The following is a 26,522-nucleotide window of genomic DNA, read 5'->3' on the forward strand; positions in this document are numbered from 1 at the left end:
GAAATCCCGTTTTTTTATGTCATAATTCTTAATTATCTGATTCGATCCATCGACTTAATCAATGCTTCATCTTTTCCAATTGATCTGATGGCTAAAAAGGTTAATATTAAAGCCACAATTGGGAAAACCATCGGTAACTTATAGGATATCTCTGCGGATAGATTCTTTGCTACCTGTGAACCAAGGAAATAAATCATTCCTGTAGTACCCAACAACAATCCCATATTTAAACCACCTAACCTAATTTGAATTAATCTTTTCTTATAAAGAAAAATGTTTACAAATGAAATTAATGTAGTAATGGTAACCAATATAGCTAAAGCCAGTGTTGGTGTTGTCAACTGCTCGCTATCAGCCAATCCCCTGTATAAAAGAGTATATGAACCCTCGTTATTAGCCAGCTCAGCCAATGGTACAAAAAACATGCTTCCTGTTAACAAACCACTGATAAGCAAATAAATTGATTGAATACGTTGTATCATTTTCTAATCTTTTCTTTTAAGAATGCGAATTTACTATTTAGCTCTTAATACCACAACAAATATAATGAATGCATTACCCATAGAGAAGATTAAGCATTGATTAAAACCAAACTGTGTTAATTGAAATTACAGTCCTAATTTGATTATGAATAAATATGCAGATTGATATTTTAAAATTGTAATATACAGTTTACAATTTACTACTTTATTCGTAACCTGATCATTTGATGCAAATCTTATATATTCTATTTATTTGAATAATAATTCAATTTTACCATCTATCTCAATTGTACTAACAGACTGCTATTCGATCCTTTTTAATTCCATATTTAGATATGTAAAATAGCTTGTAGTCAGCATATTCATGTTAATTTAATTTTAATTTCTCGATTAATTTTCTATATTTATTACTCAGTATTGTGTCACTTAAAACTTTTCATTATGAGTACAGCGACAATAACATTTAATCAGCTCAGGAGAATCAAAGACAGTCTGCCTGACGGAAGTATCAAGACTATTGCAGAAGAACTGCACCTCGACGTAGAGACTGTAAGAAATTACTTTGGCGGTGCCAACTACGATCGAGGGAGAAGCGTAGGAATTCATATCGAGCAAGGACCGGATGGTGGAATTGTGGAACTGGATGATACTACAATATTAGAAATGGCCCGCGACATTATTAGTCATCAAGGTAAAATGGCTGAAAGTTAGATGTAATATTCAACTATATATTAAAAAAGCGCCTTACCGGCGCTTTTTTACTTTCTGCTATTTTATAAATTTCTCCCGGTTCTGAAGATTTAACAACCCCCATAATCCTGCTATTACTGAAATAATAGACCAGGTTCGGATATGCTTGATAACAATATTCGCCCAAACAGCCTCACTCATATCATTGGGCAGTTCAAACGGATTTAAAAACAGATTCCAGGCATTATTTCCTAAAAAAGCCATAGTAAACCAGGCTATCAATCCAATAATTACCACAACTACTGCCGTACCATTCCCATTCTTTACAATTGTACTAAAAAAGAAACCCATCATTCCAATAAATAGAACCGGTATCATTAATCGTAAGGTCATCTCCCACTTAGGCACATTGATTAACAAAACGCTACTCAACGATGCCATAAGAAATACAAACCAGAAAACGATAAAAAATGAAATAGCCAGACGAAACAGCCAGATCTTATACCGGTAATTCGGAATTCCAAACAAAATTTCAAGAATGCGGGCATCTTCATCATTCTGAATACCGTATGATGTTGGAAAGAAAATAAGTAAGAAAGCAGGAAACATCAGCTGATAATATACACCCTGAACACTGATACTATCAGATGCAAACAAGTTAATGGAAGTAACCAGTAAATAGAATATCAATGAAGCTCCCAGAAAATAAACGAACTTATTACCAAAAACCACTTTTAAATTGTATTTCACAAAAGTGACAAAGGTGCCGCTTATTCTCTTACTTATATTTTGTTTTAAGTTATTCATTCGCTCTAAGTTTAAAAAGTTTGAAATTCATGCAGGTTACGTTAAACAGCCTGCTGACTCAATTCCTCATTTTTTAATAACCAGATATAAGCATCTTCAAGCACAGCCTGAACAGGAATAGCATCTTCCGTAGGCTTTTCTTGAGCCAGACACCGAACCCGTATCTTATCACCGTCGCGCATATGATGAACGATGGCAAACTTCTTATTTACTTCTTCAAATTGCGAAGCATCTACATCAAAGTGCCATACTTTTCCTTTTGCAATATTTACCATCTCACTTGGAACACCCCAGTATTTGAGATCACCTTTCTTCATAACCGCCACCTGGTTACACGAGCTTGAAATATCCTCTATAATATGCGTTGAAAACAATACCACACGATCGCGACTCAACTCCACCAACAAGTTACGGAAACGAATTCTTTCGCGGGGATCCAGACCAGCTGTTGGTTCATCAACCACAAGAATTTTAGGCAAATGAAGCAGAATCATTGCAATACCTATACGTTGTTTCATACCGCCGGAAAACGATCCAATTTTATCATCTTTTCGCTCCCACATATGAACTGATTTCAATACATATTTCAATCGCTCTTTACGTAAGGAATCTTGTTTAATACCACGTAACATGGCCTGATAATCCAGAAATTCAAATGCAGACATATTCTCATACGTACCAAATTCCTGAGGTAAATAACCTATCAAACCTTGCAATTCCTCTCTTTTTTCAGAAGTATCAAACCCATTGATATAAACCTTTCCGTAACTCTGATCAAGAATACCGCAGATGATTCGCATCAGAGTTGTTTTACCGGCTCCATTAGGGCCCAACAGACCAATCATACCTGTTTTGATATCCAGTGAAACACCTTTTAATGCTTTAAATGGCGTTTTCTCTTTGCCAATCAAAGGTATCACTCTTAACAAGCGATAATAGCTTCTGCGAATTCCGGCAAAACGACCGGTTACCCTTTCAATATTTGTTTTTTCTCTTTTTAGTTTCCTTCCTGAACCTATCAATGCCAATAATCCATACCAGATTAATGTGATACTAATAGCTGTTGCCAACGAATCCCAATGGATGTAATAAGCAACTGCACTTATAAGAGGATAGATCCATTTGATGATAAATACAAATCTCTTGTCCCACTTTTGCTTAGTTTCTGTCTGTCTGCTATACCTCCAGTGAATAGCTATTGAATGATAGATAGACTGCAAAATAAAATAATCAAGAATGAGAAAGACCAGTCCCACAAATTTGGAATCGAGATACCACCATGTGAAATAGATCATAAATCCCATTAATGGTAATTGCCAAACCAGTTTTTTCAGGCTGTCTTTTAAATTTACATCTTTCTCTGCCAGTAATTCTTTTTGTTTTGCTTCTCGCGACTTCCATTCTCGGGTAAATCTACCATCCCTATCGTAAACCTTAACCAGGTTACGCACCGTAATGGTCACATCCTCATCCTGAGCTATCAATTCACTATTAGCCATACGTAATGAAGAACGCACAAAATAAACGACAGCCGGCACCCCTGTTAATATCAGAACATAGTAAAGTAACTGCCAGGCAAACGAAACATCCGACCAATAATAAACCGCTCCTAAACCAAAAATCCAACTTAGGAATATAACAAGCTTTAGTTTCAATGGTAATGATCTGATCCAATCCAGTGAATGTTCAAATCCAAAGGCGAATGTTGGCATAAATACCAACGTAAGTAAGGTACTAAAGCTTAACCCTCCAACCACTGTGATTGCAAATGGAGCACCTAAAATACTCACATACTCTGATTTACCCATTGCTAACGGCATCATGGCAATAATGGTGGTAATGGCCGTAATAGTAATCGGGCGTATACGAGATATGCCGGCCTGAATCAGAGCACGGGCATGTCCATAACCCTCTTTACGTAATTGTCTTGAATAGTCAATCAATAAAATACCATTATTAACGACGACTCCCAACAATATTAAAAAGCCAATAAAGCTGTTATAATTCAAGAGTGAATTACCCGTTAATACCAAAGCAAGCAATGATCCAATTGCTGCCAATGGAACTGAAAACAGCATAACAACAGGTGCTGTAAATGATTCAAATACAGAAGCCAATATCATAAAAATGAGAATCAGTCCCACCAATGCCAGAAATTTATAGTCGGCAAACATATCTTCTTCGTGTATCACATCCACTGAAACAGATGTTGGTAAAGGAACAGTGGCAACCAAATCATCCACCTGCTGACGGGCATCTTCCAGCAAAACTTTTGATTCATTTACCTCATCGGAAAAGCGATATCTGACCTCTATTTGTTTTTCCTGATTTACCCTTAATATTTCAGAGCGACCGGAAGCATAATTGATCTCAGCAAAATCGCGCAAAGGAATAATGGTATTGCTTGATGTGGTGATATTCAACTTCTGCAACTCTTCCATAGTTTTAGCAGGAATCTCTGTCTGCTCAGGATTATCAAGCGTTTTCATGATGATGTCATAGGTTTCGTTATTCACCTTTAACTGACCACCCGAAGTCACTTCACCCCTGAAGGTAGATAATTCCGACATCACATTCTGAGGAGCCACATTATATAATCCCATCAGATAAGAATCCATGTTCAGATGAACCTCCGGACGATTATTGGAAGTGGAAATATTGACACGTTGCATGTTATCAATATTATTTTCCAGATAATATTTTACATCATTTGCCACCATCAGCATCTGATCATAATCCTCACCTTTAATTACCACTTTCTCTTCCTGCTCTCCCAAACCCAGCATCGTCAGCATACCTGCACCGGGGTTCGTTCCAAAGCCGCCCCCTCCGCCACCAATAGCACTGGTAGATGTTTGAGTAAGACTTATCTCCCCTCCTTCAACATTACTGATACGTTGTTGAATATCCTGTTTGATTTCAGGAATAGTTCTTTTGGCAACACTTTTATAATCTTCCTGAAGCTTAACCGTCAAAGTAGCTTCTTCATCCTGTACACGACTGATCACATCCTGCTTCTCACCCAATCCCTCCAATCGTTTTTCAACCTCACGCACCACTAAATCCGTGTTGTCAAGAGTTGATCCTGAAGACATATCCACACTGATATTAAATTCCGGAGTTTCAGCCTCACGGGCTGTTGTCATACTTACTCCCACAGAAATTAGTAACACAGCAAAAAAGATAATAACAACGGTTAGAATAGTAACAGCTGGTTTACGCAAGGTTGCCTTCAGAAGCAATATATAATATTGAACGATTCGGTTATGCAATGAAAGCTTTTCCAGTGCTTCTATCTTATGCTTCATAATACCTGAAAGGAATAAGTGACTGAGCATAGGAATAAGGAGCAGTGCTACCAGCAGCGAAACCATAAGTGTTGACACAATAGAGACACTTATGTGTCGGGCTACATCACGAAACATTACATCCTGTGAAAAAACGAATGGCAGAAAAACCGAAATAGTAGTTAATGTAGCCGCTGCTACTGATCGCCACACCTCTTTGGTTCCCTTTATTACACTTTCGTCGTTGGAGTATTTCCCCTGTGAAGCAATGCGATAGATATTTTCCATGACCACCACACTGTTGTCGAGCAACATACCTATTGCTAAAGCCAATCCAACCAGTGTTAAAACATTGATGGATATATCAGCGGCAAAGAAAAAGTTGAAGGCTCCATACACTGATAAGGGAATAGACAGCATAACCATGCCCACCAGAGGAATGTTATTCAAGAATATCCAAAGGATAAATAAGGCCAGAATACCACCCAGGATAGCCAGTTCAATAATGCTATCCAGGTTTTCTTCCATGGTTTCAGCCGAATTGGTTTCAACGACCAGCTCAATACCTTTGCTTTTATATTCCTGATTAATCTTATCAATCAGGTTAAGCGTAGTATGAGATAACTCAATCAAATTGACTTGCGAAGCCTTGGCCATTGTGATTGAAACTGTTTCCAGTCCATTCACACGACTATAAGAATCTTCCTCTTTTACGCCAAAATTAATGGTTGCTATATCCTTTAATAATACGGGCCCATCAGACTTAACAACTATATTTCTGATTTCATCAATCGAATTGTAATCTGCTTCGGCAGTAACATAAAACCTTCTGCCATCTTTGATAACCTCACCTGCAAAAATCTTTTCATTCTGCCCCTGGGTTATCATTTGTTGTATCTGACCCGAAGTAATATTATAACTATCCAGTACATTCTGATTAAAAATAATTTCAACTGACTTTTGCCGGCCTCCATTAACCTGAACGCTGGATATACCATCAATACTCTCAAGCTGTTCCAGTAAATCCTGCTCAATAATGTTACGGATTCGGTCAACTCCACCTTCTCCACGCACCTGAATGGTCATAAACTGGTTGTTCACCTGTTCCAGATCTGCTTTGATAACCGTTGCCATCATATTCTCAGGCAAGACGGATGATGAACCTTCAATTTTTTCAACCAGTTTCAAGTAGGCATATTTAGTATTGGTCTCTTTGGTGAGATAAGCAAAAATAGTTGCACTACCCGGACTAATGCGGGTTTCAATCTTTTCAATTCCTTCCAGAGTACTGATCAATCCTTCAATAGGCACCACTCCCTCCTGCTCCATATGCTTTGGATCAAGCTGGGTTGTTGCCCTCACGTTGACAAAAAGCATAGGAAACTCTGTATTAGGTATCAATTCGAACGAAAGTTGCTTGTACGAAATGACGCCTAGCATGGTAAGTGCTACAAAGAACATGCTGATCAGTACCTTCCTGTTTATTATTATTCTCATTTACAATTTCTTTGGATGATATTGATCAGACATTTTGTTTTCGAACAAATAATCCTTCAAATACATAATACACACATGGAATAACTACCAGTGTCAGTAAAGTAGAAGTAATCAATCCTCCGATTACTGCAATGGCCATTGGAGCACGTAATGATGCACTATCACCAAATCCGATTGTTAATGGTACCAATGCCAATATGGTAGTTAAACTCGTCATAAGAATAGGACGTACCCTTTGCTGACCAGCAGCCACAATAGCTTGTTTCAATTCCATCCCTGACCGTTTAAACTGATTGATTGCATCCACCAGAATAATGGAATCATTTACAGCAATACCTCCCAGCATCACAATACCAATGTAGGCCATAATGTTGAATGTTTGTCCCAATAAGAAAAACGCCCATACAGCTCCAACACCTGCCAGAGGAATGGTTAACAGAATGGTAAATGGGTGAATCAGCGATTCAAACTGTGATGCCATCACCATATAAACCAATATAATGGATAATATCAAAGCAAACTGAAGACTTCCAAAAGCTTCCTTCCTCTTTTGTTCCTGACCTAACACACTGATAGAAGAAGTACTTGGCGTATCCAACTCTTTTATATTGGTTTCTATCTCTTTCACTAAATGGTCAAAAGGCTTCTCATCGGTTACCATGGCTGTAATTTTTGCCACTCTCTTCTGATTATTTCTGATCAACTCACGAGGAGCCTGTCCTATTGAAATAGTTGCTACCTCAGAAAGTAATACTTCCAGATCACCTGTTGAAACTTTTAAATCTTTTAGCTGTTCCAGCCTGACTTTTGGCGTTTCGAGAATAATACCTGTCAATTCACCTTTCAGCTCCATGGTTCCTCCATCACGAGCCGATAGATAATTAGAAACACTTGACATGATACTGCTTACATCCAGCCCAAAAATTCCTGCCCTCACACGATCGATAATCACATTCACTTCAGGAGCTCCGTCTTCAAATGAACTTTTAACATTATAAACATCCTCATCATCACGTATCAGTTCAGTTACCTTCTGAGCTGTTTCTTCGAGATTATCAGAATTTTCATCAGCCACCTGTATCAACAAAGGTGCTTCATCTGTACCCAACATGGTTTGCAGAGCCGATTGATCCTGAACATATCTTAATTCAACTCCTTGTATACCATCAAATAGTGTATTGAGATGCGTCACCAAATCATTAAAAGCAATATGAACATCCTCGTGCAGTATGAGTTTAAGATATCCGGTATTTTCACCTTGCTCGGTAGAAGATGTTGTTTCACTTGATTCCGGCCCCGCATGTGAATAAATACTTTCCAGCTTGTCGCTAAACGAAGCTTTCACCATCTCTTCCATTCGAAGTAAAGTAGCATCTGTTCTTTCCAGCGCTGTTCCTGCAGGCAAAACCGTCTCGATAGTTACTTCACTCGATTGTGTCTCAGGCATAAATTCGCTTCCAACCATTGGAATAAGAAGAACTGTTAATGCCACCAGTACAACAGCCCCAACAATTACAATAATTCTGCGTTCAAGAACACCCTGTAAAAACCGACCATACACCTTAAATCCAGCATCTTGTTGTACTATTTTAATCTTTTTATTCTTTTTTGGTCTTAAGAATACATTACTCATCACCGGAATAACCAGCAAAGCCACCACCAGCGACGATAAAAGTGAAAAAGCCACCGTCCATGCCTGATCTTTGAATAATTCACCTGATGCACCATGTATATACACAATTGGTAAAAACACAACAATTGTTGTGAGTGTTGATGCAATTAAGGCACCTGACACTTCACTTGTTCCTTCAATTGCCGCTTCTTTTAACGGTATACCTTGCTCAAGTTTTCTGAAGATATTTTCTACTACAACAATGGCATTATCTACCAACATACCTGCACCTAAAGCCAATCCTCCAAGGGTCATAATATTTAAGGTAAGACCATTAAAATACATCAGATTGAAGGTGGCAATAATCGAAATCGGAATGGCCAGACTTACAATTAATGTGACACCAAATCGTCTTAAAAAAACAAAGAGTATAAAAACTGCGAACACAATACCTATTAATGCACTTTCTTGCACTTCGCCAATTGCACTCTGTATGAATTTACCCTGATTATTAATAACAACCAGCTCATATGATGGCAAACGTTTCTGGATTGAAGCAAAAGCTTCTTCAAGCTTCTCAACAGCCTCAACAGTATTGAATCTGGTCTCTTTATAAACAGAAATACCCAGGCATCTTTCACCATTCAAACGAACAATTGTTTCCGGTTCCTGATTCTGAAATCTAACCGAAGCTACATCTTTCAATAGTATAGCTGCAGTTGATGATGATGTTGTTGTAGCAGTATTGGTGCTTGCTGTACTTGTTGATGATTCGGTTGTTTTTACAACCAAATTCTGAACATCTTCCAAATCGGTTAAGGCACTTAAACCTTTTATAATATAGTTTTGGCCCATTTCTTCGATAGAACCACCTGATACATTCTGATTGAAACTGGTAATGGTACTTAATACCGAAGACATGGTTAAACCATTAATTTCAAGCAAACCTGGATCAACCACAACCAGTACCTGGGCTTCTTCATCGCCTGATATACGCACATCGGCAATACCTTCAACACGAATTAACTCATTACGGATATAATTCTCAGTCACTTTTCGCAGCTCATTCATATCAGTAATTTCTTCGTTTTTGAAAGCAGCTTTTATTACTGGAGAAGCATTTGGATCAAAACGCGTGATATTTAATTCATCAATATCGTCGTTCTGGCTAACTGTTGTTAATGCTTTCTGAAGGTCGATAAATGCTTCATCGATATCCTTACTCCAATCATATTCAACTGTAATAACAGCAGAACCAACTCTGCTGACTGATGATACATTTATTACACCACTCTGACGAACAGACAATGCTTCGATCTGCTCTACAAAGCGTTTTTCAATCTCTTCCGGCGATCGTTCTCCAGCATCCAATTCAACATAGATACGGGGATTTTGCATCTCCGGAAACAAATCCGTGCCCAATCGCGACAATGAAATAACTCCCAGCAAAATGGTGGCGAGTACAATCATGGCAACAGTGACCGGATAATTAACTGAGAATCGTGAAATGGCTCTCATAGATAAATTTTAGCAGGTTACTTTTTAACGATGTTAATCTTAGAACGATTTCTCAAGGTCTCAAAGCCTTTCACAATCAGTCGGTCATTCTCTTTTAATTCTTTTCCGATAACTTCCACCTCAGTTAAAGTTTCAATTCCAGTTCGGATATATATTTTTTCGGCAACCTCTTTTTTAGCCACATAAACCAGCTTTCGATTACCTTCGGTCAGAATCACATCTTTAGGAATTACAAGGGCACTATCGCGATGATCAACAACAATCTCAGCTTTAACAAACATACCCGGCTTCAATAAACCTTGCTCGTTGCTAACGTTAATACGCCCTTTAAAAGTTCGTGCATCTACATCAATTGCCGGCGAAAGCTCAGAAATCTGACCTTTTAATGTATCGTTGGGCAAAGCATAATTCATAATGTTCACCGGCTGTCCCATTTGAACATTACCCATCAGATTTTCAGGCATACTCAAATCCATTACCATAGTGGTGTATTCCATCATTCCTAATATCTCAGTACCACTTTCAATTCTAACACCTGGCGAGAAATAAGGCATATTGGTAATGGTTCCGGTAAAAGGCGCCCTAATTTCCATTTTAGCCAATGATATTTCAGCGTTCTCAAAGGTTTGTTTTGAAGTCAGTAATGTTTGCTCAGAACTTACCAGCTCACGAAGGGTAACTCCACCTTTCTCATATAAGGCTTTTTGTTTTGTATATTCCATTTCTGAAATTTCCATTTCGAGCTTTGCCCCCTCTACATTGGCATTATTCTCATATTCCTTATCTTCGAGCTTGATGATAAGATCACCTTTTTTAACCTTATCGCCCATTTTATATTTTTTACCCGTTGCAGGATTTATCTGCAATAAGTAATTTCCAGCCATTTCGGAACTAATTGCAATTTGCATAGCTGGAGTAATGGAACCTGTTGTTACCAATGTTTGCTCAATGGGTTTGAATTTTACTTCTTCCACTGATACATTAACAGCCACATCAGTATCAAAACTGGAGGCTTGATTTCCGCATGATGACAGAACTGCCAGAACTGCCATGCTTACTATTGTATATTGTAATATTTTCATCGATTTTGTTTTAGGCTTATTGTAGGGTTTCGTATTTGATAACATCCGGCATTATATTTCTTTGATTTTCAAAATCAAATAGTGTTTGAAGTTTCATATTTAATAACTCCAGCTTATAATTGATAAGCGCATCAATCTTATCGTTTTTAGCTTGTGTCAGCTGATTTTGCACCAGATTTAAATCCATACTGGTTAAATCGCCATTCTGGTATTTCTCCAGGTTGATTTCATAAGTTAATTGAGCATTCTCCTCATTTTTCCTGGCGATATCTATCTGTTTCAGATAGTTTTTTAAATTTCTTTCAATCTGACGAACCGTTAGAACAATATTCTTTTTTTGGTCTGTAAGATTATATTCGTTGGTTTCCTGTGCCAGTTGAGCAGCCTTCATTCTTGCTTTCTTTTCTCCCCAATCCCAAAGTGGTACTTCTAAACTAAACTGAACATCCTGATTATCATTTCTATTGGTTTTGTCATATATATTTGGCAACTTTTCTGCATTACCAAACAGTCCCACCTGAACAGCTAAATTTCCTTTGAATTCGTTGGTGGCGTTAGTAGTTATGATATCAAACAATCCCATTTCAATATCAATCTGACGTTGGCGAATCTCCATCCTGTTCTCCAAAGCAAAATCAACCGCTTTTTGTAATTCAATATCGATGGGTAAAACAGAAACTTCAGCAATCACCATTATCTCTTCCGAAAAATCCATACCCAGCATTTGCTTAAAGTTGTCTTTTATGTTTTCAAGATTCACTTCGTTATTCTGAACGGTAGATTCACTTGATAACATATCCAACTCAGCCTGTAACTCTTCTTCCTTTGCAGTTAAACCAGCTTCAACTTTGTTTTTTATAATTTCAAAACTTTTTCGTCTGTTGGCCAGTTCCTCTCGTGAAGTAATCAACTCCATCTGAGCCTGGTAGATCTGGTAGAAATACTGTGTAATTTGCTTTTCTACATTTAAGGCCTGCAATGCATAATCTAATTGAGAATTTTCGTAGTTAAACTCAATTTTCTTATACTCCATTTTACGTGTATTATAAGTAAATAGAGGCTGCTCTAAACGTAGATTTAAACTATTGGTAAAACCGGTAAAAGGATCGTAATTAGGATCATCACGTTTATTGGTTTGCCAGCCAAAATCGTTACTCAGCGAAACGACACCATCAGTTAATAAAATAGGTTGGCTCACACTAAATGTACCGGAAGATGTAAAATTTTCATCATGATACCAGCTCTGAGTGGCCTGGTAATAATTCCGGCTATTGCTATATTGAAATGGAGAAAGATCTAGTCTGAAATTAGATTTCAATGATGCCTTCTGCGCATTCAACAATTCCCTGTAACGTTCCAGATTATAGCGGGCCCTCACTATATCCGGACTTTGTTTTAATGCTTCTTCCACCGATTGCTGGAGTGTAATCAGACGCTGAGCCTGAATCTGTTGCACAGCTAACAAAACGAAAAGCACTATTAATCCAAGTAACCTTTTATTCATTAGTTTATGATTAAGTTTAATTTATTTCTTTACCCATTTAACTGCATCAGCTATTACATAATCACTGTTTGTCTGATCCGAGAGTTTGATAGTAGTTGGTCCTTCTGAGAAATAATAATCGCCGAGCGATAGCCACCCATTATTATCCTGAGTAACATTCAATTCCACTTCTTCTTCTCCATCATCATGCTCAACGGTATAATGAAAATCTCTTTCATACCCTCGCTGACCGCCACCCGGACCGCCTCTGAATCGATCTCTGATGTTTGGAACATAGACATATACTTCATAATTGCCCGGAGCTTTAATTTGCCCTATCCAGCTAACATATCCTTCACCAGAACCTTTACGTTTGTAATATCCTGATTTCAGATACTCACCGAAAAACTCCTGACCGGCAACAGGTTGCCATTTGATAGGTGTATTCCAGAATCTGATTCTACCATATGTTTCACTGTTATCATCTTCTTCATTCTGACGACTCAGCCACCAATCCTTTATGGTTCTGCTTTCACCTGTATTTACAAACTGACAACCTTCATCTTCATTGTCAACAATTACCTCGAAATCCTCAGCATATTTCAGTTTTTTGGTCGATGGCCTTTTACCTTCGAAGAAATCAACCACTCGCTGATCTTTAATAACATCGTTAATATCCAGTCTCTGTTCAGATGGAATATTTTTAGCTAAATATGTATTAACAGTAACATCCCGGGGTACTTCATCCAAAACAAAACCAATATCAACCGTTTCATCCTTTTGAATTAAAAAGCTTTTCGCATTCGATGTCTGATCCATTGAAAATTCAGACCTGAATCGGCCACGCCCACCTCGTCTTTCGCCTTCACGAATAGTAAAACCGACAATACCATCAATATCACCTTTATTGGCAACTGCAACTTTAACGAAATACCTGATTCTGTTTCCTTCTTTTATTTCCCAAACATCAACATTACTAAACATAAATGCAGGAGAATCTTCATCTTTAAGCCAATTAGAATACAACTCACTAAAATCATTTTGAGCCAATTGATTCATATAAGGTGTAAATTCTTCAATATTCATATTCTGGAACTGACTTTCTTCAATGATCTTATTTAATTGTCTGTCAAAGGAGACGGCATCAGAATTTACCTTAAAGCTGGAAAGTAACTGATTTCCTTTCGAAGCGAATATATTACCCAATACATTAACTTCTTCTTCTTCGATCAATTTTGTCAGACTTCGATCTTTAAGTTTCAGAATTACTTCATCATTAGTTGATAATCCACCAAATCCTCCGGGAGGTCCACTTGTACTTAAACGTTCGTGCAAATAATTCTCTAAAGCAATGGTTAACAAAGGATAACCTTCCTCCTCAACAGAGTTGGTATATGTATAATAAAGTGGAAATATCTGATACCTCCCCCAGTTTTCTACACTTCGTTCACCGGTTTGCTGCCTTCCAAAAAAGAATCGACGAGGCCTAATAAAATTATCACCCAGATAATTCTTAAACATCTCAATCTGAATGTCTCTTTCCGACATTTCTTCATTTCGTTCTTTGGCTCTTTGATCAATTCTTCTTTTTTGATTGGATAAATCATTTTGCCAGTTACCTCCACCACTTTCAGGAAAGAAAACCATTTCAGGCATCACTTCTTCGGTAGATAAAGACCAGTTTCGTAAATAACTATAAAAGTTAATAGGTGATTCAACGATAGATAATTTTTTAAATGGATAACTAATGGCCAATTGTCGTTCGAAATCATCTTTCATACTCTTAATCAGAACGGATGCGGTATCTCCCAATTCCGTAAAATAAGGCTTGAAAAAAGTATGTTTTGGGTGATAATAGAGACTGAACTCAATACTATCAACCATTGTACTCACCTTCTCAAAATTACCTATAACCACACTATGGGCATTTAAAGCCTGCTGTGGGCTAAACTGCCATGCGCCATCATTCAATTGATTTGATTCACCTTGTGAAATAACTTTTAAATCTGGTTCTGACTCAACTTTTAAGTCCATTTTTACAAATGGATATCGAGTCCAATATAACTTAGAGGCAACAACCGGATACCAATTTGCTTCACGGGTTAATAACACATAATCCTTTTCTATAAAACTGAATTGTTTATTGGCAACAATCGGATCAAGACGATTCAACGATAATAATGTTTCGTCACTTACTTCCGGAAACATAACCATATCATTGATAACACCCATATATTTCAGTCCTAAAGCAAAACTCTCTTTAACAATTGTATTTTTATCGATAGTAATTAAATGGGCCTTTCTTTCAAAATCAATATTTTTTCCGTCAATAGAAACTTCTAAAACCTTCAGACCAGGGTTAAGAGCTAATACCAGATCCCCAGAATTATCCTCTTGCTTACTAACATCAATCTTGGTTTCCACATTAATTTTTTCGCCTTCATGTTTCAAATCAACATTATAAGCCTTAATCTGGTATGGAGTAGATTTTAATTTTTGGTTAAGTTGACTTACCTCTGCTCTTAAATTTTGGTTTGCATTATCGCCGTATGCTTTATATGACATCATGGCCAAAGCTCCGACTCCTGTTATTAATAATCCGGCTATTAATATTGATTTGGAAAATTTTTGTTGTTCCAGTCGAGGTAGTCTCCATACAGTTGCCAGAATAAAAAAGATACCCAACAACAAAAAGGCTGATCGAACAAGAATAAGATCTGTTTCATTTCCAAATCCGGTAAAATCGGAGCGCATAAATGGCATGAAAAATCCTAAGAAATCAATCAATCCATAGAATTTATTTTGCAGATAGAACAATGACAAAGCTACCAGACCTAACAAAACAACAAAAGTAATCGCCTGATTACGTATTAATGTCATTGCAAAAAATGACAAACCCAGAATGAATAGTAACGTTGGTAAAGAAATCAGCAATGGATAAATAAGATAGGAAGTCCAATTTACAGTTGTTTCACTTCCGATTATTGAGAAAAGAATTCCGATTGCCAGAACAATCACGTTTAAAACAAAAAACACTTTCAGAATCCCTAATGTCTTTCCGATTACGTAATCGATATTTGACATATTTCTTACATAAAAGGCTTCGGTAGTGTCTAGTTTTTTATCTCTGCCAAGAAAATCGGCTGATAGAAATATGGCTATTATCGATTGAGCAATATTTAAGATCCATATATTGAAATAAGGAACCGCTGAAGGCAATACACGTCCCGGCCAGGAACCATCTCCGAGGCCTGCAACAGCAAACATATTAAACATCAATAGAAAAACGATGGCAATGGCTGAGAATATTCTGAAAAACCAACTTCTTAATAAGGTTTTTGACTCAAAACGAGCTATAGTTCTGACATTAAATAAAGAAATCATGTTTAATCTTTTTGGGTTTTGGCAAGGTATTCCATAAAATAAACATAGGCATGCTCAAGGTTTGGCTGCACCTCTGTTGCCTTCCATCCATTCAGTTTATCGGCTACAAACTCTACTTCATAACCAGCGGGATCTGGAATAGATGTTATTACCGGATAAGCTTCACTGATATGCTTCATTTCATCAAAGGTGACCGAAGTTTTAAAGACATGACCTTCACTCTTTTTCACAAAATCTTCAGGAGAACCCGTAAAATGCACTTCACCTGCATTTAACAAGGCCATCTGACTACAGGTTGAAGAAATATCACCCACGATATGGGTGGACAGTATAATGATAACTTCTTTTTGACTTAGGTTTGAGAGAATATTACGAAACCGGATTCTTTCTTCCGGATCAAGCCCTGTGGTCGGCTCATCAACAATGATAATTTTCGGATCACCAATTAATGCCTGAGCAATACCCAATCTTCGTTTCATACCACCTGATAATTTATTGGCAAAACGATTTCTTACATCAAACAAACCTACCTGTTCCAATAAATCATCTACAGCAGACAATCGTTGCTTTTTATTCTTAATACCAGCAAGTGATGCTGCATAGTCAAGAAATTCCCATGTTCTTAATTTTGCAAAAAAACGAAAATCCTGTGGTAAGTAACCAAGGTATGAACGAACTTCCTGTCGGTTCTTCGACAATGGTTTACCATTTACAAACACCTCACCATGCGTAGGCTTTTGCAAGGTCACCAGAATTCTCATTAATGTTGATTTTCCGGCTCCGTTGGGTCCCAACAATCCAAACATACCGGAATTAATTTCTAGGTCAACTCGGTTAAGGGCTCTGAAGTCATTTTTATAAACCTGACTCAGATCTTTGATTTCTATCTTCAAGGCTTTTTGATTTAGGTATCCTTTTTAATAACAAAAAACGTACTATACATTATAGCACATTAATATACTGTAATTTAATTATATTTTTTAGTTAAAAAGGTGTACGATTTTGATACAGTATGTTCGTAAACGAACATTCAGAACAATCGCTTTCATTATGACGTCATTATTAATTTAAATCCTTCGCTTAAAATGTTTATTTTTTATTTTTTTTTTAATGCATGCTTAATTAATAAAAAAAGCTGCCTGTTACATTTACAGACAGCTCTTTAACCAATTTATTAAACAAATCTAGTATCTTCCATCTCTTCCTCTTCCACCTATAGGTCGGCTATCAAATGCAATTTTTTGTTCATCGGTAAGTTGGCTTCTCACTTCCATTCTATGATCAGCCTTAAGTTGTGCCATTTGCAATCGTATTTCAGATTGTTCATTAATCAACTTATCAACTTGTTTAAGGTCAATATTTTTACCTGTTGTTTTAGTTTTCAACTGAGCATCCAATTCGTTAAGTTTGTTTTTAAGACCTTGCTCTTTCTCTAACATTTGCAGCCGTGACTTATCCATAAATTCCTTTTGTGCATCAGTTAAATCTAATGAGTACAGTCCTATGCCATTTCCTTGTCCTTTACCTTGCCCCTGACCATCTCCATATCCTCTTCCTCTCTGACCCTTACCCTGGCCTTGTCCTCTTCCTAATCTCTGTCCATCACCACGTTTACCCTGACCTTGGCCAAATCCCTGGCCAGTTTGTGCACAGTCAAAACCTTGTCCTTTACCAGGTCCTTGTCCATTTCCATAACCTTTACCATTACGTCCCTGTCCTTGTAAGCCCTGATGCATGCGTCCTTTATTACGGGAATCAAATACAATAATTTGCTCGTCTGTCATATTTGCTTTAACATCCTGAAAATGTCTCACTCTTTCTTTTTGCAGCTTTGTTTGAACTGAATTTATTGAAGCCAGACAATCATACAACGCTTTTTTATCAACCGGGTTTGTTGTTTCTAAAGTATGTTTTCTGGCCATTAATTCATTCAATTGATTATGGTCAGCCTGAGTTTGCTTGTAAAAATCAACTCTTAATTCATCAAGCTTATCTTTTTGTTCTTGTGTTAAATCGTCTTGTAAAATGCAATCCTGTCTATTATTACCTTGTCTTCTTTGTGCCTGGGTTGTTGTCGATACGGCAACTATAGCTAATGCTACAAATCCCACAATTAATTTAGTTTTCATCGTATTAAAATCTTTAGTTAATTGATATAGTTATCCTATTAAGCTAAATCACTCACCTAGCTCTTACATGTAATTCAATAAGTTATATGATTTTTGGGCTTATTTAACGAGGCCCCATACCTCGTCTGCCTCTTCTGCCTTTTGGCTGATCCATCCAATGACGGAATGTATCATCCAACTTTAGCCTTTGTTCTTCATTTCGGCAAACAGCTCTTACCTTTTTGTAATGGTTAAAATTCAGAAATTCAATTCTTTTCTGTAATTCTGCAATATCATTAATACTCTTCTTCACAATTACAGAATCACTGGTTCCGGAAAAAGTCTGATTCATTAATTGTTCTTTGAGACTATCTATTTGATGTTGATAGCTAATAACCTGTTGTATATGTTCATTTCTTAATCGCTCAAACTCTGCAAATTGAACAGTATCCAAATCCAGCTTCCTAATAAACTGTTGTTTCCACTGCTCTTTTACCCTTGCTCTGTCACTATTTTTTACAATACCTGAATCATTATTATTGCCAGAGTTGGTTAACCACAATGATAGTACAACTATGTTACCTATAAAAAACACCGCCAGAATTATCCAACATATTTTACAACTCCTGCTCATAATTAATTAGTTTTATCGGCAGATGCCAAAAGTTCAATATCATAATAAACTGACCAATGACTATTTTCATCGGATTCGAATGTACTTGCCCACTCTTCAATAACTTGACTTTCTGCAGAACTATTTATTTTATTAAGAACTAACGTTAAATTTCCAATTAACATTATAAAAGCAAGTGATGCTGCAATGTTCACCATATATTTAAGATAGGGCTTTGAAGGCGAAACTTTTTCAACTTTATTCATCACCTTATCCACAAAGTCAACACTTATATTCATTTTATCATCGAATAAAGGTGTTTCGATAATGGAATCAATTTGCTTACTATATTTATTAAAATCTTTCATGTTCGTCCTTTCATTTTATTTGACGTCGTCATGTAAAACTTCCTGCGTTTTTTAAAAAATTTCTTCTTTTTGAAACAGTAGTATTTCTTTTAATTTCTTTTTCGCTCTAACTAAAAGCGACTCTACAGAACCTTCAGAAACACCCATTATATCAGCTACTTCTTTTTGCGGCAGCTCATCCAACTTTGATAAGGTTAAAGCCACCCGCTGTCTTTCGGGCAATTTATCCATTGCTTTAAGCAGTACCTTTCTTCTCTCCTCTTCTTCCATTTCCTCTGAGGCATCTCCTGCATCAACAACCGATAAATTAGCCATCTCATCATTATCTATCGATGTTAGCAGACCGTACCCTCGTTTTTTACGTTTCTTCTGTCGTAAGTAATCCAATGATTTATTAACCGACAAACGATACAACCATGTCGACAGACTCGATTCTTCGCGATAATTTGAGATAGATTTAAAAACTTCAATAAAAACTTCCTGAGCAACATCTTCTGCATCTTCCAGCTGATTGACAAAGGACATACAGATATGTATCACCCGTCGGTGATGGACAGTTACCAACTGCCTAAAGGCATCTTTATTGCCCTCTTTTACCTGTTTTACTAAAAGTCTATCTTCAATCATTATTTAAACTCTACTACTTTGACGATCTTATTAAATCTATCCTTCGTTTAAACCTATAAATTTACAACTTTTATAATGTTTACACATCAATTGGCCAAAAGCACTATGCTATAATGATAATTATATAGTAAATAATTTAGTATATTTATAAAAATTCGAAGCATTAATCAATTCACCCTAAATGATGTGCAGAAAAAAAGTTTTATACTTTTATTTATTACTATCTACACTACTTTCTCACTCTTTTTCAAGTTATGCAGAAGAGCTCAATGAAATAGTAGTATTAAGTTCATATCATATAGGTTTTAAATGGACATCTGATATTGACAATGCTATCATCAAATCTTTTGAAAAAGATGAGTCAACCAGACTCTATCATGAGTTCATGGATAGTAAACGCTTCCAGAATTCTGAATATTTCAATCTATTAAAGCAAACCTATCAACAAAAGTTTAAGAATCACAAAATCAATGGTGTAATTTGCTCTGACAACAAAGCTTTTGAGTTTTTTATCGAAAACGGATCTTCTATCTGGGGCGATGTTCCAGCTGTGTTTTGCGGAGTAAATAATATTGAAGATTATACCCATTTAATTGATTCAACCAAACATGCTGTTGTACTCGAGAAATTAGATATTTTCGGAACAATTGATTTAATCACACAACTTCAACCTGATCTTCAAGAAATTATTGCCATTTCTGATCAAACTTTATCAGGAAAAATATTTACCCAACAATTTATTGATGGGATAACACCCTTTTCCAAAAACATCGCATACAAAACATTAGACGCCTCCAATCCAAAACTCTTAAAAGAACAATTGGAAAAGACTGATCCTAGAGGTAAGGCAATTTATTTATTAAGTCTGTATACCAATAGAAATGGTATTGCTAATGAAATGATGAAAGAAAGTCAGTATTTTTTTAGCAATGTTAATATACCTGTTTATAGTAACTGGGATTTCTTAATGCCTAACTGCATAGTTGGAGGTAAAATTCTAAAAGGTTCCGATCAAGGGACACTTGCCGCCGATTTGATTATGAAATTAATAAAGGGACAAAAGGCCCCACTTTATACGACACCTAAGCAAAAGTTTATATTTGATCAGGCCAAGCTTGACTATTACAACCTGCATGTACCTGAAACCATTGCTAACTATCAAATCATTAATCAACCCCATAACTTTATCTCTGAATTTAAGCAAGAGCTCTTATTTCTGCTAATCATACTTTTAACACTCCTTTTGGTCATAACAATTTTGATTTCCGATATGATTAAGCGTAAGAAAATTGAGCTTGACCTTATTAAAAGTGAGAAACGATTGGAATTAGCTGTTGATGGAGCCAACGAGGGACTTTGGGATATCGATTACAACTCAAAAGAGGCTTATTTTAATGAGCGTTTTGCAATCTTACTTGGATATAATTCAACAGAGGAATTAAATCTGACTTTTGATAACTGGATTAAAAATATTCATCCCGAAGACATCAACAACCTGCAACAATCATATGATAAGCATAAAAAAGGTTTAGATGATGCTTTTAGATGTGAAGTCAGAATAAAAAATAAAAAAGATGAATATAATTGGTTTTCAATTCTGGGTAGAATAACTGAGCAGTTCAACAATGAACCACACAGAATAACCGGTATTATTCAAAACATTAACCAACAAAAGATATTCGAACAGGAATTAAGACAGGCAAAAGAGAAAGCGGAAGAAAGTGATCGGCTAAAATCATCATTTTTAGCCAATATGTCGCACGAAATCCGTACTCCAATGAATGCAATACTGGGTTTTACCGACTTAATTCTTGAGAATAATCTTAATGAAGACGAGAGAAACGAATACCTGACTCTTGTTAAGAAAAGTGGAGAAAATTTACTTACCCTTATTAATGATATAATAGACATTAGTAAAATTGAATCAGGTCAAATGAAAATCAATTTTCAAATGACTGATGTGCATCAAATGTTTAAAGAGCTTCAATCCTTAGCAAATTCATTAATCATTTCGCTAAATAAACCAATTGATTTTAAAATATCTGTTGAAGATATTGATCAACCTTATTACATAAAAACTGACCAGTTGCGTTTGTACCAAATCTTATTAAATCTGGTATCCAATGCCATTAAATTTACTGAGAATGGTTTTATAGAAATATCATACTCTAATAGTAAATCGGATAACATTGAAATATCTGTTAGAGATACAGGGCCTGGCATTTCAGATCATGATAAAAAAATTATATTCGACAGATTCCGGCAAATAGATGAATCAACTATCAAAAAACATGGTGGTACTGGCTTAGGATTATCCATAACAAAAAGTCTTACTGAATTAATGAATGGAACCATCAGCGTAAAAACTCCAACAGGCGGAGGTGCTGAATTCATAGTAGCTTTACCTTGTTAAGTTTCGGAAACGGCTAGTTTAACCAACAATTAAATCCAGACTCAAAATCCATGTAAGAATTTCAACTTATTATTAAATTTGCACAAAGATTAATGATATGGAACTTTTTTACGATCCCAGTTTCAAGGGAGACGGTATTCTTTGTGAGTCTGAGAGTAAACACTGTATTAATGTTTTACGACACAAAGCAGGTGATATTATTACGATAGCAAATGGTAAAGGCCAGTATTTCGAAGGTACCATCATTAATGCCCACCCTAAAAAATGTAAGATTGGATCAGTAAAAACAATCAATCATACAGAGCCTGAATTTAAGGTTCATTTAGCTGTAGCTCCTACCAAAAGCATGGATCGTTTTGAATGGTTAATCGAAAAAGCGGTTGAACTAGGAGTTGATGAAATCACACCATTGCTTTGTTCTCATTCTGAAAGAAAGAAATTAAGAATCGATAGAATAGAACGAATTGCCATATCTGCAATGAAACAATCATTGAAAGCTTATATGCCAAAAGTAAATGAGCTTACAACTTTCACAAAATTTATTGAATCAACACCTGCCCCTCAAACTTACCTTGCTCATTGTTATGATGATGAAAAACAACTTCTTAAAGATGCTTATCAATTAAATTCGGATGCTGTACTTTGTATTGGTCCTGAAGGTGATTTCTCTCCGGAAGAAGTTAAAATGGCAAAGAATAGAGGATGTCATATGGTATCACTAGGAACAAGCCGTCTTCGCACTGAAACAGCCGGATTAGCAGCCTGCCACACTATACATCTCTTAAATGAATAAACCATCTTAGTTAATGTATTCACTAAGAAAATGACTCTCCATATAGTTTTTAAATTCCCTGGTCATCGTTTTGGCAAGATCACCTAACATACATGATCCGATCACACAGGTTCGCTTATCTCCGGGACAACTATGTATTGCTATTTTACCTTCAATGGCCTCATAAATTTGAAGCAACGATAATTTTTCGGGATCACATTTTAAAACAAAACCACCACTTGGTCCACGATTCGAGCTCACAAAATCCTCTTTTGCCAAACGCTGCATAACCTTGGCCACATGATGTTTTGAACTTTCAATAGCTTCTGAAATCTGATTTACATTTAACTTCACTTCACTCCTGGCTATTAATACCATTGAATGCAATGCAATTGAGGCGGCTTCTGATAATGTTACAATTTTTGACATGATTTATTTAAACAGCTATTGAATACTTAAATAACTTTATTGTCGCTAAAATATAAAAAAACCCGTAACATGTTGTTACGGGTTTAATTTTATTGTTGAACTATGCTTGTTCGTATTGTAATGTTTTGGTTGTAATATCACAAACTTCAGATGGTCCAAAGTATTGAATTGGACCCGGGTAAACATATTTAGTGTTGATAGCCCAGTCTTCTCTTTGCTCAACAAATTTCTTATAAGGAGCTCCGTCAAGGCGAACCAAAGCTTTTTGAATTACAGGTTTCATTTCACCATGACGTTTTTCCATATTCATCATCATGGTTACAGGTACACCACCAGCAATCCACTCATCAGAAGAAGCAGTAAGGTTACGTACAGAAGCCATATAACCAGTTTTACCTTCTGCGATTAAAACGGAAGCTGTTGTTCCTAAAGAATAACAATAATCAGCATCGAAATTTGAAGGAGCAGCACAACGACCTTCGTATCCGAAGAAGTGAGCCTGACCACTAAATTTACCAACAAATTTGCCTTCTTTCTTCCAACCTTTCAATTTAGCTTTAACCATATCGATCAACATTTTTTCTGTTTCGATCAACGATACCTGAACGTTTCCGTGTGGATCACGATCAGCCATCAACTGGTTGGCAATTGAGTTAGGAAGCGATACAAATACTTCGCGAGAATCAGCTGAAAGTAACTCTGCTACAAATTCACGTTTTTCTTTGTTACCTTCTAAAGCATTAACTTTTTCTTCGTTGTGAGCCAATAAATCATTCAACTCTGCAATCAATGCTTTCATAGCAGGAATAAACTCTACTAAACCTTCAGGAATCAAGACTGTACCGAAGTTACTTCCGTTTGCAGCACGTTTTGCAACTGCCTCTGCAATATAAGTAACTACATCATCCAAAGTTTGTTGTTTTGCTTCAACTTCCTCTGAGATAATACAAATATTTGGTTGAGTTTGTAAAGCACACTCTAAACCGATATGAGAAGCAGAACGACCCATTAGTTTAATAAAGTGCCAGTATTTTTTAGCTGAGTTAGCATCACGTTGGATGTTACCAATTAACTCGCTGTAAACTTTACAAGCAGTATCAAAACCGAATGAAGTTTCAATCATTTCGTTTTTAAGGTCACCATCAATTGTTTTTGGTACACCAATAACCTGAACACCTGCAGCTTTATTTTTGTAATATTCAGCTAATACACAAGCATTTGTATTTGAATCATCACCACCTATAATAACCAAAGCAGTAATATCCAAAGCTTTACAATTTACTAAAGCTTTTTCGAACTGCTCTTCTTCTTCCAGTTTGGTACGACCAGAACCAATGATATCAAAACCACCGGTATTACGGTAGTGATCTACGATTTCAGCAGTTAATTCTACATATTCATTGTCAACCAAACCACCTGGTCCACCAAGGAAACCATAAAGTTTATTGTCTGGATTCAACTTTTTTAATCCGTCGTAAATACCCGAAATCACATTGTGACCTCCAGGAGCCTGACCTCCAGATAAAATAACACCAACGTTACGAGCTGCTGTTGGAGCAGCTTCACCTGGTTCGAAGGTCAATAAAGGCATTCCATATGTATTTGGGAACATTGCCTTAATATCAGCCTGATCAGCAACTGATTCAGTTTCTTTTCCTTCAACAATTTTCACGCTTCCTTTTAATGCTTTTGGCAATTTTGGAGCGTAACTTTCTCTTGCAATTTGAAGTGGACTCTTAATCATTTTTTATCCGTATATTATGATAACACTAAGGTGAAATTCTAATTTACTAATGTCATTTTGTAATAATCCTGCAAATTTGCTTATATTTTTTCAGAATAGAAATATTAAGGACCTATAATTTACAATCATTAACTTATTTATATCAATTATCTATTAGATAGATACTAAAGCAATTTTTTAATACAGCACCAACATCCTTCTTTGTTCCAAATAATGAGCTATGTATACAATACTTATTCAATTTATTTCTTAAATTTAAATAGATGATAAATAATTGATTCCTGATTGTTTTTCATTGTATTAACAGTCTAACTTAAAGTCAATGTTATGATACTTCAAAAACGTACCCCAAAAACAATTGGCATCTTAACAGGAGGTGGAGACGTTCCTGGATTAAACCCAGCAATTCGGGCTGTTACTATCAGGGCGATTCATGAAGGTTACAAAGTTATAGGTATCCGTAATGGTTGGAAAGGAGTTATCTCAATCAATCCTTCTCTTCCAATTGAAGATCAGGATTATTGTGTTGAATTAACTGAGAATATGGTTAATCGTCTTGGCCGGACCGGCGGAACATTTCTTCATTCAAGCCGAACCAAAGCAAACAATGTTCACATATCAGATATACCAGATCATTTAAAACCAAATTACAAGGATGAGTTTAATGACCTCACCGATGCAGCTGTTACAAATCTCAAATATTTAGGCATAGATTACCTGATACCTATAGGTGGTGACGATACCTTAAGTTATGGTGTAAGACTTCATCACGAAGGCATCAAACTGGTTGCAATACCCAAAACCATGGATGGTGACGTACCCGGCACAGAATATTGCATTGGATTCAGTACTTGTGTTACACGAACCATTGAGTTAACACATGCTTTGCGTACATGCGCCGGCTCTCATGAACGATTCCTTGTATTAGAGGTTTTTGGTCGTAATGCAGGTTTTTCTGCGCTATTACCAACTGTTGGTGGAGCTGCAGACAGATGCGTTATTCCCGAACATCAGTTCAACATTGAACAATTGACTGCCTTAATGGTAGAAGACAGAAATAATAATCCAAGTAAGTATTCGGTTGTATTAGTATCAGAAGGAGCCAGCTTTGAAGGTGGTCAGATCATTTATACCAGCCATGAAACAGATGCTTTCGGTCATAAAAAACTGGGAGGCATTGGTGAAACCATCGGACAGCAACTCAAAAAGCTAAGTCCTAAGTTTAACCAGGGAAAAGAGATTAACGTAATTAATCAGAAACTGGGATATCTTGTTCGTTCAGGCGAACCCGATGCTCTCGATTCTATAGTACCTACAGCATATGCTAATTTAGCAATGGATTTAATTATTAAAGATCATAGTGGGCAGATGGTATGCATCAATGATGGTAAATACAATCATATCAGTATAGAAGCTGTTAAAAAAGATGCTAAGGGTGAGAGTACTAAAAGAGTAAACGTTGCCAAATTTTATGATACCAACCGATATCGTCCGATTTATTCAAACATCATTGGTGATCCAATGATGATTTTAACAAAAGAATAGAATTTTAACCTAAATTTTAAGTTTTATTAAATCATCTAAACATTCCATTAACTATAATAAG

General features: G+C 36.3%; 18 protein-coding genes. 4 read left to right on the forward strand and 14 right to left on the reverse strand.

Annotated features, from left to right (window positions below; translation table 11 throughout):
• Positions 1–32: 32 nt before the first annotated feature.
• Positions 33–482, reverse strand: a complete 450-nt coding sequence (locus ACRD62_RS12940) for a DUF4293 domain-containing protein (protein WP_430820533.1) — start codon at positions 480–482, stop codon at positions 33–35.
• A 441-nt stretch (positions 483–923) separates the two neighbouring features.
• On the opposite strand from ACRD62_RS12940, the gene ACRD62_RS12945 reads away from it, so the two are divergent.
• Positions 924–1,193 carry a DNA-binding protein gene (locus ACRD62_RS12945; protein ID WP_430820534.1) on the forward strand — a complete coding sequence of 90 codons (270 nt, stop codon included), beginning with the start codon at positions 924–926 and terminating at the stop codon, positions 1,191–1,193.
• Between the two features lie 57 nt (positions 1,194–1,250).
• On the opposite strand, the gene ACRD62_RS12950 is transcribed toward ACRD62_RS12945, so the two are convergent.
• The 11 genes from ACRD62_RS12950 to ACRD62_RS13000 form a co-directional block, all read right to left on the reverse strand.
• On the reverse strand, positions 1,251–1,979 hold the full coding sequence (locus ACRD62_RS12950) for a hypothetical protein (RefSeq protein WP_430820535.1): 729 nt from the start codon (positions 1,977–1,979) through the stop codon (positions 1,251–1,253).
• Positions 1,980–2,020: 41 nt separating this feature from the next.
• Positions 2,021–6,763 (reverse strand): efflux RND transporter permease subunit, encoded by a 4,743-nt coding sequence (locus ACRD62_RS12955; protein WP_430820536.1) that lies wholly within the window; start codon positions 6,761–6,763, stop codon positions 2,021–2,023.
• 25 nt (positions 6,764–6,788) lie between these two features.
• Positions 6,789–9,893 (reverse strand): efflux RND transporter permease subunit, encoded by a 3,105-nt coding sequence (locus ACRD62_RS12960; RefSeq protein WP_430820537.1) that lies wholly within the window; start codon positions 9,891–9,893, stop codon positions 6,789–6,791.
• A 17-nt stretch (positions 9,894–9,910) separates the two neighbouring features.
• A complete protein-coding gene (locus ACRD62_RS12965; RefSeq protein WP_430820538.1) occupies positions 9,911–10,975 on the reverse strand; it encodes an efflux RND transporter periplasmic adaptor subunit in 1,065 nt (354 codons plus the stop codon).
• 16 nt (positions 10,976–10,991) lie between these two features.
• Positions 10,992–12,479 (reverse strand): TolC family protein, encoded by a 1,488-nt coding sequence (locus tag ACRD62_RS12970; protein ID WP_430820539.1) that lies wholly within the window; start codon positions 12,477–12,479, stop codon positions 10,992–10,994.
• A gap of 21 nt (positions 12,480–12,500) precedes the next feature.
• A complete protein-coding gene (locus ACRD62_RS12975) occupies positions 12,501–15,842 on the reverse strand; it encodes a golvesin C-terminal-like domain-containing protein (RefSeq protein ID WP_430820540.1) in 3,342 nt (1,113 codons plus the stop codon).
• A gap of 2 nt (positions 15,843–15,844) precedes the next feature.
• On the reverse strand, positions 15,845–16,735 hold the full coding sequence (locus ACRD62_RS12980; protein ID WP_430820541.1) for an ABC transporter ATP-binding protein: 891 nt from the start codon (positions 16,733–16,735) through the stop codon (positions 15,845–15,847).
• 291 nt (positions 16,736–17,026) lie between these two features.
• Complete coding sequence (locus tag ACRD62_RS12985) at positions 17,027–17,971, reverse strand: Spy/CpxP family protein refolding chaperone (protein ID WP_430820542.1); 945 nt, start codon at positions 17,969–17,971, stop codon at positions 17,027–17,029.
• Positions 17,972–18,074: 103 nt separating this feature from the next.
• On the reverse strand, positions 18,075–18,584 hold the full coding sequence (locus ACRD62_RS12990) for a Spy/CpxP family protein refolding chaperone (RefSeq protein WP_430820543.1): 510 nt from the start codon (positions 18,582–18,584) through the stop codon (positions 18,075–18,077).
• A 2-nt stretch (positions 18,585–18,586) separates the two neighbouring features.
• A complete protein-coding gene (locus tag ACRD62_RS12995; protein WP_430820544.1) occupies positions 18,587–18,931 on the reverse strand; it encodes a hypothetical protein in 345 nt (114 codons plus the stop codon).
• Positions 18,932–18,982: 51 nt separating this feature from the next.
• Positions 18,983–19,558: an RNA polymerase sigma factor gene (locus ACRD62_RS13000; RefSeq protein WP_430820545.1), complete on the reverse strand. Its 576-nt coding sequence runs from the start codon at positions 19,556–19,558 to the stop codon at positions 18,983–18,985.
• A gap of 181 nt (positions 19,559–19,739) precedes the next feature.
• Between ACRD62_RS13000 and ACRD62_RS13005 the strand changes: the two genes are divergently transcribed.
• Positions 19,740–21,971: a sensor histidine kinase gene (locus ACRD62_RS13005; RefSeq protein ID WP_430820546.1), complete on the forward strand. Its 2,232-nt coding sequence runs from the start codon at positions 19,740–19,742 to the stop codon at positions 21,969–21,971.
• Between the two features lie 97 nt (positions 21,972–22,068).
• Positions 22,069–22,764 (forward strand): 16S rRNA (uracil(1498)-N(3))-methyltransferase, encoded by a 696-nt coding sequence (locus ACRD62_RS13010; protein ID WP_430820547.1) that lies wholly within the window; start codon positions 22,069–22,071, stop codon positions 22,762–22,764.
• A 6-nt stretch (positions 22,765–22,770) separates the two neighbouring features.
• Here the strand turns inward: ACRD62_RS13010 and ACRD62_RS13015 are convergent, their stop codons facing one another.
• A complete protein-coding gene (locus tag ACRD62_RS13015; RefSeq protein WP_321410074.1) occupies positions 22,771–23,172 on the reverse strand; it encodes an RrF2 family transcriptional regulator in 402 nt (133 codons plus the stop codon).
• A 100-nt stretch (positions 23,173–23,272) separates the two neighbouring features.
• Complete coding sequence (locus tag ACRD62_RS13020; RefSeq protein ID WP_430820548.1) at positions 23,273–24,916, reverse strand: diphosphate--fructose-6-phosphate 1-phosphotransferase; 1,644 nt, start codon at positions 24,914–24,916, stop codon at positions 23,273–23,275.
• Between the two features lie 327 nt (positions 24,917–25,243).
• Here ACRD62_RS13020 and ACRD62_RS13025 point away from each other — a divergent pair, with 327 nt between their 5' ends.
• Positions 25,244–26,461 (forward strand): 6-phosphofructokinase, encoded by a 1,218-nt coding sequence (locus ACRD62_RS13025; protein ID WP_430820549.1) that lies wholly within the window; start codon positions 25,244–25,246, stop codon positions 26,459–26,461.
• Positions 26,462–26,522 lie beyond the last annotated feature (61 nt).

The sequence above is a fragment of the Carboxylicivirga caseinilyticus genome, from assembly GCF_050589785.1.
GTDB lineage: Bacteria > Bacteroidota > Bacteroidia > Bacteroidales > Marinilabiliaceae > Carboxylicivirga > Carboxylicivirga caseinilyticus.